This is a genomic window from Lutibacter oceani (assembly GCF_003384935.1).
GTDB lineage: Bacteria > Bacteroidota > Bacteroidia > Flavobacteriales > Flavobacteriaceae > Lutibacter > Lutibacter oceani.
Window position 1 is genome coordinate 933,609 of the sequence record NZ_QTTQ01000009.1, and the last position, 12,461, is coordinate 946,069.

The 12,461-nt window shown below is 28.0% G+C and carries 10 protein-coding genes; 4 read left to right on the top strand and 6 right to left on the bottom strand.

The features are described 5' to 3' along the window. Positions 1-17 precede the first annotated feature (17 nt). The 4 genes from BX611_RS04145 to BX611_RS04160 all read right to left on the bottom strand — a co-directional run bounded on the left by BX611_RS04145 (position 18) and on the right by BX611_RS04160 (position 4,949). Positions 18-3,185 carry a UvrD-helicase domain-containing protein gene (locus BX611_RS04145; RefSeq protein ID WP_115878347.1) on the bottom strand — a complete coding sequence of 1,056 codons (3,168 nt, stop codon included), beginning with the start codon at positions 3,183-3,185 and terminating at the stop codon, positions 18-20. Between the two features lie 54 nt (positions 3,186-3,239). Next, positions 3,240-3,845 carry a hypothetical protein gene (locus tag BX611_RS04150; RefSeq protein WP_147296396.1) on the bottom strand — a complete coding sequence of 202 codons (606 nt, stop codon included), beginning with the start codon at positions 3,843-3,845 and terminating at the stop codon, positions 3,240-3,242. A 159-nt stretch (positions 3,846-4,004) separates the two neighbouring features. Continuing rightward, positions 4,005-4,439, bottom strand: a complete 435-nt coding sequence (locus tag BX611_RS04155) for a tellurite resistance TerB family protein (protein WP_115878351.1) — start codon at positions 4,437-4,439, stop codon at positions 4,005-4,007. A gap of 66 nt (positions 4,440-4,505) precedes the next feature. Then, complete coding sequence (locus BX611_RS04160) at positions 4,506-4,949, bottom strand: TerB family tellurite resistance protein (RefSeq protein ID WP_147296397.1); 444 nt, start codon at positions 4,947-4,949, stop codon at positions 4,506-4,508. Positions 4,950-5,112: 163 nt separating this feature from the next. Between BX611_RS04160 and mfd the strand changes: the two genes are divergently transcribed. The 3 genes from mfd to BX611_RS04175 are packed head-to-tail and all read left to right on the top strand — an operon-like array spanning position 5,113 to position 9,653. Beyond that, positions 5,113-8,421, top strand: coding sequence for a transcription-repair coupling factor (gene mfd / locus BX611_RS04165; RefSeq protein ID WP_394340454.1), 3,309 nt, complete (start codon positions 5,113-5,115; stop codon positions 8,419-8,421). Beyond that, the gene (locus BX611_RS04170; RefSeq protein WP_115878357.1) at positions 8,422-9,279 is read left to right on the top strand and encodes a DMT family transporter; all 858 of its coding nucleotides are present in this window, start codon (positions 8,422-8,424) and stop codon (positions 9,277-9,279) included. It abuts the gene before it with no gap. Positions 9,280-9,284: 5 nt separating this feature from the next. Beyond that, entirely contained in the window at positions 9,285-9,653 is a 369-nt protein-coding gene (locus tag BX611_RS04175) for a hypothetical protein (protein WP_115878359.1), read from the top strand. On the opposite strand, the gene BX611_RS04180 is transcribed toward BX611_RS04175, so the two are convergent. Then, positions 9,650-10,246 (bottom strand): HAD family hydrolase, encoded by a 597-nt coding sequence (locus BX611_RS04180; protein WP_115878361.1) that lies wholly within the window; start codon positions 10,244-10,246, stop codon positions 9,650-9,652. The genes BX611_RS04175 and BX611_RS04180 overlap by 4 nt on opposite strands. 58 nt (positions 10,247-10,304) lie before the next feature. Then, positions 10,305-11,408, bottom strand: coding sequence for a DNA-processing protein DprA (gene dprA / locus BX611_RS04185; protein ID WP_115878363.1), 1,104 nt, complete (start codon positions 11,406-11,408; stop codon positions 10,305-10,307). Positions 11,409-11,504: 96 nt separating this feature from the next. On the opposite strand from dprA, the gene BX611_RS04190 reads away from it, so the two are divergent. Beyond that, complete coding sequence (locus BX611_RS04190; RefSeq protein ID WP_115878365.1) at positions 11,505-12,437, top strand: HU domain-containing protein; 933 nt, start codon at positions 11,505-11,507, stop codon at positions 12,435-12,437. The last annotated feature ends 24 nt before the right edge of the window (positions 12,438-12,461 follow it).

Genomic DNA, 12,461 nt, shown 5'->3' on the forward strand with positions numbered 1-12,461 from the left:
AACAAAGTTAGAGTAAATTAAACTTCTTGTAAAGTAATTTCCTCATTAATATAAACTAACATCTTTTTTTCAACCTTATAGTTCAATTCTTCTAAAACACTTGCGTAATTATTAAGCTGATGATGATGTTCTTTATTTGGATTTCCTGTTTTGTAATCAATTATTGAAACACTATTTTCTCTAAAAACAAGCCTGTCTGGAATTATAATTCTTTTATCCATTGTTATAATTTCTTGTTCAGTATAAATTATATTATTTTGATTAAAATACTCAGCTAATGAAGGGTGATTAACTATTTTATTAAGCACTAAAATCAGGGCTGTTTCTTCTTTTTTAGTAATTACGCCTTTATATAAATATTCATTTACAATTGGTTTAATATCGCTATTAGTTTTTATAAAAGATAGTATTTCATGAATTAAATTTCCATAACCAATTGCTTTTCCTTGTTCAGTTCCCCAAAGCAATGATGAATTTATAACAATGGAAATATTATGGTTTTTCCAAGAGTTTGAAATAAAACTTTTTTGAATTTTAGTAATGCTTTTTTCTTTAGTGGTTTTATTTATACGTTTAGGGTTTCCAAAATAATAATCTTGTTTTTCTGAATTCCAGAAACCTTTTTCTTTTAAAAAATTGATAAATAACTCTGAAACAAATTTTACATCTCCTTCATTTTTACCTGAAACTTTCTTTTCTGAAACTATGTATAATTGCTCTACAGCTCTTGTTAAAGCAACATATAAAATATTAAAATTATCTAATTCTAACTCCTCTCTTCGCTCATTAAATAACCGAACTCCTTCATTCCCAACATAATTTAATTTATTACTATAGTTAACTAAAAATGAGTTTATTATGTTTTTTTCATTTTGATTAAACCATACTTTTGGCTTAATCTGATTGTAAATATCAATATCGTAAGGGAAAATAACTACTGGGAATTCCAATCCTTTTGCTTTATGAATTGTCATTATTCTTACGGCATTTTCAGCTTCTGGAGCAACAATACTTAATTTGTCTTTTTTTAGCTCCCAAATTTCTAAAAAATCAGTTATGGAATGCTGTCTTTTTTGCTGACATTCAAAGGCAAAATCTAAAAAGAATTGAATATCTGAATCAGATTCTAGAGCTAAATTAAAACAACGAATACTATATTCTAAACTTTCATAAAATGGACTTTGAATAAATTCATCTAAATTAAAATGAATGTTGTAATGTTTAAGTTCAGTAAAAAAAGTACTGTTTGCTAAGTGAATAAATCTATTTAAAAATTGATGTTTTCCTTCATTTAAACTTAAATGTTCATATAAAAAATACAATAGTTTAATTTTGAATTCCTTATTTAATGGATTATTTATAACATTTAGCAGATTAATTATAAAGTTTACTTTTTTATTATTTTTTAATAGTAATGTTTCAGAAGAAATAATTTCAATTTCATTTTTCGACAAGTAACTTGCAACTTCAATACCTTGCTTTTTTGTTCTCACCAATACACAGATTTCATTTTTTTGAAAAGAAGTATCTAAATTTTGAATAATGTGAAGTGTTTTTTTTGCATAAACTAAATCTTTTTCTTCATCATCTTTATTTTTTTCAATAAATGACAACTGAACAAAACCACCAATATTTTCATTTAATTTTTGTGAATTCCCTTCAGTATATAAATTACTATAATTTTTGTTTGATAAAAATTTTGAAATATGATTAAAAAACCCATTATTAAACTCAATAATTTCAGAGTAACTTCTATAATTTGTTGCTAAATTGGCAGCTTCTTTAGGCACATAAAACGGATTACTTTTTTTAGTTTCTTCATTTGAAGAAAGTGCAATAAATTGTTCTGGGTTTCCTCCGCGCCACCTATAAATTGATTGTTTTGCATCACCAACTAAAAGTAATTGCCCTTTTTCTCCTAATTCATTTTCTGAAGTAATTGCATTTTCAATTAAAGGAATTAAGTTTTTCCATTGTAATTGTGAAGTATCCTGCATTTCATCAAGAAAATAATAACGGAATTTCTCACCTAATCTTTCATAAATAAAAGGAGCTGGTTCGTCTTTAATTGTTTCGCTTATAAGTTGATTAAATTCAGCATTTAACAAAATGTTATTTTCGCTTTTTATTTCCTGAAGTGCTGTATTAATGTAATTTAAAACTGCTAACGGTATAATACTTTCTACAATAATTGTGTTTAAAATGTACTTTCCGTAAGTTTCTTCAAATAGTTTTTTTGAGCTGTAATAAAGTGCTGTTAATTGATCCGTTATAGTTTCTATAATTTGTTTAGTATTACTATTACATTTTGCAGTATATAAATTTTTTTTTGCTTCAATTGAAGTGTTTAGCCTTCCTTCAAATTTTAATTCGTGAGGTTTTAGTTTTTTTAAATTGGTTAATTTTATAAAATGATTTGGTAAATCAGCATATGAGAATTCGTTGTTTTCTAATCCATTTTCCTTAATAATTTTTAATCCCTCTTCACCTAAATTTTTAAATGCTTCTAAAAATTGCACATTTTCATTTAACAATCTTTTTTTCAATGATTTAAATTCATTAATAGAAACTGCACTTAAAGATTTTAAATGCGATACGTGATTTTCATTTAATATTATTTTTGAAAACTCTTTTAATTCATTAGAAATATCCCAGGATTTATCGTCATCTAATTTTTGAATAGCGTAATTGATTAATAAATTAGTAAGTTGCTTATCCTCTCCTATTTTTGAAATTACAATATCAACAGCCTCATTTAATAAACTTTCAGCATCCATTTCAACTTCAAAATTCATTGGAAGTTTTAAATCGTACGCAAAAGTTCTTATAATTTTGTGAGTAAAACTATCTATGGTGGTTATATTAAATGCGGAATAGTTTTGTAAAATCGCATTTAAAATAGTTTTTGAATTTTTAAATATTTCTTCTTTTGTTAGTCTTGTTTCTTCACAAATAATTGAGAGCATGTTATTTTCTCTAAATTCTGAAAATGTTTTCAAATTCTCAATTACACGTTCCTTCATTTCACCAGCGGCTTTGTTGGTAAAAGTTACTGCTAAAATTTCTTGAAATTTAAAAGGATATAAGTTTGTTAAAAGAATTTTTAAATATTCTTTTACCAGTGTAAAAGTTTTACCACTCCCGGCAGAAGCGCTATATATTTGAAAAGTTTTAGGATGTTGCATTTATCACAATTATAAATGCAAGTTAACAATAATTAAGAAGGCTAGAAAGTAAAACTATCTTCCATTTCTCCAATTAAATCTTTTTCTACTATTCCACATAAATCTTCTTTGAGCATTTAATTTCATAATTACACTAAATGAATAAAACATGTGGGGATATAATTGAAAATCTGGGGAATTATATTTGTATCCACCTTGTGCGCTTATCCCAAAAGATTCATTAAACCAAAAATTTACTCCTATACCTGCATTTACAGTTCCTCCACTCCTTTCGGCAAACGTATAACCACCACCCGCATAGATAAAAGGTGCAAAATAATTTTCAGGTTTAACAAGACAATATTGTATATTACCATCTAAAGCAAAATAAGATATTGGATCAATTTCAATATCACCATACTTAGTTATTTTATTTACAGAAAGAGAAACATCTAACGAAATACGATTTTTCCAATATCGAGTAACATTAACTCTTGGCGCATAAACATTCCAGTGATCTTGAGCATTTGTAATTTCATTAAAAAACCCATCTTGATTTCCTGTTGAAGGATCCAAACCTGGAAAATGTGTAGGGTTTAGTATTGGAAAGTAATCAACAGCATTTATCCCAATACCAACTACCCATTTATTAAATTCGTCTTGAGCATGTATTTTGTTCAAAAACAAAGTACAAATAAATAAAAGTAGAAATGTTTTTTTAAACAATTCAAATTTCATAGTCAAATGGGGTTTGTTAATTACTAATTATTTATAACGCAAAAAATATTAATAAATTATATTTATTTTGGGGTAATTTAATACGTTATTTAAAATTAGGGTTTAAAATTTATTAACTTGTTTAATTGCTTTGGTAAAATCTTCCAAATCGTTATCATTTAATATTAAATGAATCGCTTCATCAGCAACTTTCTCAACATTATCTATTGGAAATCCCAAACCTACACAAATTCTTCTTAAAATACCTACTTCTTTAACAGAAACCTCATCATCGGCATAAATCATCTTAGATAAATCAAATAAATGTGCTATTCTTTCATCATATTCATGCAATCCTGTAATTGGATAATTATTTTGATTTTCTAAAACTTCCTTATATTTCTCATCTAAAATGTGAAATCTATTTGCAACTCTTTTTAATAGTTTTTCTTCACCCTCACTTAACACATCATCTGCTAAAGCCAATTTTACAATACTTGCAAATAGTGCAATATTCTTTTTATGTTCACCTTTTAAATTAAAATCAGATACTCCCATATTTTATTTTTATAAACGCAAATATAATTAAACCCTTAAAACATTTACAATTAATAAAAAATAAAATTAATGTTTAATTGGGTTTACCTTTTTTATTGCCTCTTTAAAATCTTCAATATCAGGCTCTTTAAGGAAAAACTTAATAGCTTCTTTAACAACAAATCTAACATTTTCAATTGGAAAACCAAGTCCAACAGCAATTCTATCCATCATTGATGTTTTATCAATAGTAGGATTTTTATCTAAAAAAAGCATTTTTGTTAAATCATATAAATGTTCTAAGCGCTCATTATAACTAACAGGAGTTTCAATTGGGTAACTTTCTGGTTTTTTTAAAATTTCTTCAAACTCACTTTTAGTTATATCTAATCTACTTGCTAATCTTTTTAATAATATATGTTCATCTGTATCAATTTTATTATCAAGTAAAGCAAGTCTAACAATTGAAGCAAAGTGTTTTATGTTTTGCTCGTGTAATCCAGTTGGATATAAATCGGAAATAGACATCATAACTTGTATTTTTATTCATTCTTATAAATTTAAGGATTTATTACTTAATTTTTTCGTTTTTTTTATAAAATGCTACCTTTGGCAAAATTTGCAACAATTGAGTAAGCAAACTATTATAAAAAAATACGAACAAGTTGTAGAAAATAAACAATTAGTTCAACATATTCTTAAGGAAAAACAACAGATTCAAATCTCGAATTTGGTTGGATCTTCATTGTCTTTTGTTATTTCTGAAAGCTTTAAAAAAGCCGATAAACAGTTTTTATTAATTTTTAATGATAAGGAAGAAGCCGCTTATTATTTAAACGATTTAGAACAATTGTTAAATGATAAAGATGTGCTTTTTTATCCGGGTTCTTACCGAAGACCTTATCAGATTGAAGAAGTTGACAATGCCAATGTTTTATTAAGATCGGAGGTTTTAAATAGATTAAATTCTCGAAAAAAACCGGCTTTAATTGTTACATATCCGGATGCGTTGTTTGAACAAGTTGTTACCAAAGCTGAATTAAACAGGAACACGCTTAAGATTGGTGTAAATGATAATTTAAGCTTAGATTTTATTAACGAAGTTTTGTTTGAATACCATTTTAACCGCGTTGATTTTGTAACTGAACCTGGAGAATTTTCAGTACGTGGTGGTATTATTGATGTATTTTCGTTTTCAAATGATGAGCCTTATAGAATTGAATTTTTTGGTGATGAAGTAGATAGCATTAGAACTTTTGATGTTGAAACACAACTTTCAACCGAAAAGCTAACAAAAGTTAGCATAATGCCCAATATTGAAAACAAAACCTTGGATGAAAAACGCGAGAGTTTTTTAAAATATATTTCATCAAAAACAGTTGTGTTTACAAAAAATCTAGATCTTTTTTCAAATAGATTAGATAAGCTTTTTATTAAAGCTGAGGATGAATTTAAAAAATTATCAACCGCAATAAATCACGCCGAACCAAAAGAATTATTTTGTGACAGTAAACTAATTAAAAAACAATTACAAGATTTTACAACTGTTGAAATTGTAAATGTGCAGCATTCTAAACTTGATTCTGAAACTCACAAAAAAATTCTAAAACAGTCAGAAAAACAATTAATCACCTTCAATACAAAACCTCAGCCTGCATTTAACAAACAATTTGATTTGTTAATTGAAAATTTTCATCAAAATTCAGAAAAAGGCTATACCAATTATTTGTTTTGTGATTCTCAAAAACAAGCAGATCGTTTTCACGATATTTTTAATGATGTAGACAAAGAAATTGAATACAAAACCATCGTTTTTCCATTATACCAAGGTTTTATTGATGTTGATAATAGATTAGTTTGCTATACCGATCATCAGATTTTTGAACGTTATCATAAATTCCGTTTAAAAAATGGCTACGCTAAAAAACAATCTATTAGCCTAAAAGAATTAACCAACCTTGAAATTGGAGATTTTGTTACGCATATTGATCACGGAATTGGAAAGTTTGGCGGATTACAGAAAATAGATGTTGAAGGTAAAAAACAAGAAGCTATTAAACTAATTTATGGAGAACGTGATATTTTATACATCAGTATTCACTCACTTCATAAAATTTCAAAATACAATGGTAAAGATGGCAAAGCGCCAAAATTACATAAATTAGGATCTAAAGCTTGGAAAACCCTTAAACAAAAAACCAAATCTCGTATTCGTCATATTGCGTATAATTTAATTGAATTGTATGCAAAACGAAAATTTCAAAAAGGTTTTCAATACCATCCTGATAGTTATTTACAACACGAGCTTGAGGCAAGTTTTTTATACGAAGATACACCAGATCAATCTTCTGCAACACAAGATGTAAAAACTGATATGGAAAGTGAACAACCAATGGACCGATTGGTTTGTGGTGATGTTGGTTTTGGTAAAACCGAAGTTGCGGTAAGGGCTGCTTTTAAAGCTGTTGACAACGGCAAACAAGTAGCTATATTAGTACCCACTACCATTTTAGCTTTTCAACATTTTAAAACGTTTAGTGAACGTTTAAAAGATTTTCCAGTTACCGTTGATTATTTAAACCGTTTTAGATCTGCAAAACAACGCAAAGGTGTGTTAGAAGGTTTGGAAAATGGCACTATTGATATTGTTATTGGCACGCATCAATTAACCAATGCAAACATAAAATACAAAAATTTAGGCTTGTTAATTGTTGATGAAGAACAAAAATTTGGTGTTGCTGTAAAAGATAAATTAAAAACCATTAAAGAAAATATTGATACCTTAACACTTACCGCAACTCCAATTCCAAGAACATTGCAGTTTAGTTTAATGGCAGCGCGAGATTTATCGGTAATAAGCACACCACCACCAAACCGGGTTCCTATTGAAAGTAATGTTATTCGTTTTAATGAAGAAATTATTCGTGATGCTATTCGGTATGAAATTCAACGAGGTGGACAAGTATTTTTTATTCATAACAGAATTGAAAACATTAAAGAAGTTGCTGGTTTGTTACAACGCTTGGTACCTGATGCTAAAATTGGTATTGGTCACGGACAAATGGATGGTAAAAAATTAGAAACTTTAATGCTTTCTTTTATTAATAATGAATTTGATGTATTGGTTTCAACAACTATTATTGAAAGTGGTTTAGATGTACCCAATGCCAATACCATTTTTATAAACAATGCCAATAATTTTGGATTATCAGATTTACACCAAATGCGAGGTAGAGTTGGCCGTTCAAACAAAAAAGCATTTTGTTATTTTATTACGCCACCCTATCATATGATGACCGATGATGCACGAAAAAGAATTGAAGCCATTTCGCTATTTACCGATTTAGGCAGTGGAATTAATATTGCCATGAAAGATTTGGAAATACGTGGCGCCGGAGATTTATTAGGTGGTGAGCAAAGTGGTTTTATTAATGATATAGGTTTTGATACCTATCAGAAAATATTGACTGAAACTATTGAAGAATTAAAAGAAAACGAGTTTAAAGATTTATATAAAGATAGTTCTGATAAGCCAAAAGAATATGTAAAAGAAATTCAAATTGACACTGATTTTGAAATATTATTTCCTGATGATTATATAAATGTAATTTCAGAACGATTGAGTTTATACAATCAGCTAGGTGAACTAAAAACTGAAGAAGAACTACAAAATTTTGAAGTTCAATTAATTGATAGGTTTGGAGAATTGCCAACTCAGGTAGTTGATTTGTTAAATAGCGTACGCATAAAATGGATTGCAAAAAAATTAGGAATAGAACGCTTAATTTTAAAGAAAAACAGAATGCTTTGTTATTTTGTTTCAGATCAGCAAAGTTCTTATTACCAAACACCCATTTTTACTAAAGTACTGCAGTTTGTACAAAATAATCCTACAACCTGCGTTATGAAAGAAAAAGAGACTAAAAGTGGTTTGCGATTATTATTAACATTTATTCATATAACATCCGTTGAAAAGGCGTTATTTGAGCTTCAAAAAATATAAGTGAAAAATCAACATTTAAAAAATATACTTGAACTAAATATTGCAATAGTTTTTATAAGTACATCTGGTGTTTTAGGAAGATCTATTTTATTTCCTCCAGAAATAACTATTTGGTGGCGATGTGTTTTTGCAGCCTTTTTTATTGGATTATTTTGCTGGTATAAAAAATACGATTTAAAAATAAAAAGCAAAAAAGATGCTTTTTCATTACTGCTAAGCGGTTTTTTATTAGGTGCACACTGGGTTACCTATTTTTACGCTTTGCATTTATCAAGTGTTGCCATTGGAATGCTATCTTTATTTACTTACCCAGTAATTACAGCACTTTTGGAACCTCTTTTTTTCAAAATAAAACTGAGTAAAAATCAATTGATTTTAAGTGGAATGGTAGTAGTTGGAATTTATTTTTTAACTCCTGAAATGAATTTTGAAAATAGCGACACTAAAGGGGTTTTAATGGGAATTATTTCGGCGCTGTTTTATGCTTTAAGAAATATACTTACCAAGCGAAATGTTTCGCATTACAATGCTTCAAAAGTTATGTTTTACCAATTAATTGTTGTTATTTTACTTTTATGGCCTGTAACTATTAACTACGAATATAATGATGCTACTAACTGGGTTAAAATTGTTTCATTAGCTTTACTTACAACAACAATTGGACATACACTTTTTGTTAATAGTTTTAAAAATTTTAATATAAGCGCAGTAAGCATAATGAGTAGTATGAGCCCTATTTATGGAATTATTTTTGGTATGTTATTTTTAAATGAAATACCTTCAACAAGTACATTTTTTGGAGGCGCACTTATTTTAACTACGGTTATTATTGAAAGTTTTCAATCACACAAAAAATAATTAATATGGAGTTTTTTAGAATAATAGATAAAAAAGTGTCTGAAGAAATTATTCAAGATAAAATTACACCTTCTACATTAGAGAACTTTACCGAAAGTATGTTTTATATAAATAACAATGGAGCTAATTTTTATGGCGCAACACTTTGGGGGGAATTTACAATTAGTTACGATAAAATTAATGGCGGAGTTCGATTTACCTTATTAGATTGTCCAAATGCGTTATCTTGGACAATAACCACAGGTTTTCCTCCTGAAAGAGAAAAAATAGTTGTGCATTGTACCATAAACAGAACACAAAAACAATTTGAATTTATTGAAGAAATTGAAGTTTTTTTAGATGAATGGGAAACTGGATTAATTGAAAATTACTAAACCGTAAATTCCATTTTAAAATAATCGTTTACATCAACAACTAACATACCTGCTTCTTTTGCCGCTTGCATACCTAAAATACCATCTTCAAAAACAATACATTCTTTAGGGTTAATACCCATTAAATCTGCACATTTTAAAAAAGTTTCTGGATGTGGTTTTGGGTTTTGAATATCATTTGCAGTAATTACAATATCAAAAAAGTGATTCATTCCTATAACTTCCAAAGTTGTTTTTGCACCATTTTTAGTACTTCCGGTTCCAATAGACATTGGTAAAACAGTATGGTATTTACGTACAACATCCGCTACAACAGAAATTTCTTTTGTTTGGTTTACCATTTTTTTAAAAGTTTCCCCTTTTACTTTACCTACAGCAATTGGATCCATGTTAGTTCCAAACATTTCATTTAATCTTATAATTGTTGCTTCTCTTGGTTTTCCTGTTAAAGATTTAAACAATTCAGCATTAAAATCTATTCCGTGCGGTAAAATAGCTTCTCTCCAAGACAAAAAGTGATTTTGCATGGTGTTTGCTATTGTTCCATCTAAATCAAAAATTAAACCTTTTACTTGTTTTGGAATTTCAATCATAATTATTTTTTAAGAAGCGAAAATACAAATAATCGAATTATTAAATGTAACCTAAACTTTAAATAGCTTCAAACAGTTTTCCTGGCAATGGTTTTACAACGCCTTTCATTTCCAAATTAAACAATATTGTAGTTGTTTTATAAATAGGCAACTCACAATTTAAAGAAATAATGTCTAATAATTCCTTTCCTTCATCAACTAAAAAATCGTAAACCAACTGTTCTGTTTCATCTAATTCAACAAATAATTGTTTTTGAATAATATGCTCTTTTTTAGTTTCAATATCCCAGTTCAACATTTCAATTAAATCGTTGGCAGAAGTTAAAATAGCAGCTTTATTTCTTTTAATTAAATCGTTACAACCTTTACTTAAATTATCGCTACTTCTTCCTGGCACGGCAAAAACATCGCGACTGTATGAGTTTGCAATATCAGCAGTAACCAACGAACCTCCTTTCTCGGCAGATTCAATAATAATAGTAGCTTCTGAAATACCGGCAACAATTCTATTTCGTTTTAAAAAATTTTCACGAATTAAGGAATCATTATGCCAAAAATCAGTAAAAAAACCACCATTCTTATTAATTTCAGAAACATACTTTTTATGAGATTTTGGGTACATTTCTTCAAATCCATGTGCTAATACACCAATTGTGGTAAGTTTATTTTTTAATGCTGCTTTGTGAGCACAAATATCAACTCCATAGGCAAAACCACTTACAATTATAGGGTTGTACTGTTTTATATCAGAAATTAATTTTTCGCAAAAATAACGTCCATAGCTTGTAATTTTTCGTGTTCCAACAATACTAATTATTGGTCTGTTTGATAAATCAAAATTACCTTCCTTAAAAATTAATATTGGAGCGTCAATGCAATGTTTTAATTTTTCGGGGTAATTTTCAGCTTCAAAATAAAAAGTTGTAATGTTATTTTTTTGAATGTATTCTAATTCTTTTTCCGCTTCAATTAAATTATTAGAATCAAATAAATGTTTAATGGTAAAAGCACCAATTCCATTTATTTTTTCGAGCGTTTGACGTTTTTCTTTTAACACATTTTTTGCGCTTCCACAATGTGAAATTAACTTTTTTGCATTAATATCACCTATTCCTTTTACACGCTGTAACGCCAAAACGTACAACAAATCTTCTTCTAGCATTTTTTAACAATTTGAGTGTCAATATATAAAATTATTGTTAATAAAAAATGTAGTAACTTTATATTTTTAGGCCAGTTTTCTCTTATATTTGTTTTAATGACATTAGCAAAATACATAAGCAACTTATTATATAGATATGAATGTGTAATTGTACCAAACTTTGGAGGTTTTGTTACAAACGAGATTTCTGCTAAGGTGAATCATTTTACACATACATTTTATGCGCCTTCAAAACAATTAACTTTCAATTCACATTTGCAAAATAATGATGGATTATTAGCAAATTATGTAGCTACGTCTGAAAATATTTCATATTCTAAAGCTGTTCAATACATTCATAAAGAAGTAGATTCCTGGAAATCAATATTAAACAGCGATGAACTTGATATTGAAAATATTGGAACTTTTCATTTAAATAATGATGGTAATTATATTTTTGAACCTTTAAATACAATAAATTATTTAACCTCATCTTTTGGGTTAAATTCTTATGTTTCTCCTGCTGTTAAACGAATTGTTTACAAAGAAAAAGTAAAACAGTTAGAAACCATTGCTCCAATACTTCCAACTAAAGAAAATAAGAAAAGAACTCCTGCTTTTATTAAATATGCAGCATCTGCAGCAATTATATTTGCTTTAGGCGCTTTTGGATGGAAAGAATATCAAAAGGTTGAATACAATAATTTAGTTGTTGAAGCTGAACAACAACAGAAAAAAGTAGAAAAATCTATTCAAGAAGCAACTTTTGTAATTAGCAATCCATTACCAGCAATTACTTTAAATGTTACTAAACAAACTTTTAACTACCATATTATTGCTGGGGCTTTTAGAGCACCTGAAAATGCTGAAAAAAAACTGCTACAGCTACAAAGCAAAGGCTATAACGCTAAAATTTTAGGTGTTAACAAATGGAATTTAACCCAGGTAGCTTACGAGAGTTTTAACTCACGAAATGAAGCTATAAACAAGTTAAATACAATTAAAAAAACCGACTCTAAAGACGCTTGGTTACTAGTAAAAGAGTACTAAACTTCAAAATTAATATTCACACTC

Excerpts from the sequence above, each read along its gene's own strand:
- BX611_RS04175 (WP_115878359.1), top strand. The coding sequence starts at position 9,285 with ATGGAGTTTTTTAGAATAATAGATAAAAAAGTGTCTGAAGAAATTATT.
- BX611_RS04180 (WP_115878361.1), bottom strand. The coding sequence starts at position 10,246 with ATGATTGAAATTCCAAAACAAGTAAAAGGTTTAATTTTTGATTTAGAT.
- BX611_RS04160 (WP_147296397.1), bottom strand. The coding sequence starts at position 4,949 with ATGATGTCTATTTCCGATTTATATCCAACTGGATTACACGAGCAAAAC.
- BX611_RS04155 (WP_115878351.1), bottom strand. The coding sequence starts at position 4,439 with ATGGGAGTATCTGATTTTAATTTAAAAGGTGAACATAAAAAGAATATT.
- dprA (WP_115878363.1), bottom strand. The coding sequence starts at position 11,408 with ATGCTAGAAGAAGATTTGTTGTACGTTTTGGCGTTACAGCGTGTAAAA.
- BX611_RS04145 (WP_115878347.1), bottom strand. The coding sequence starts at position 3,185 with ATGCAACATCCTAAAACTTTTCAAATATATAGCGCTTCTGCCGGGAGT.
- BX611_RS04190 (WP_115878365.1), top strand. The coding sequence starts at position 11,505 with ATGACATTAGCAAAATACATAAGCAACTTATTATATAGATATGAATGT.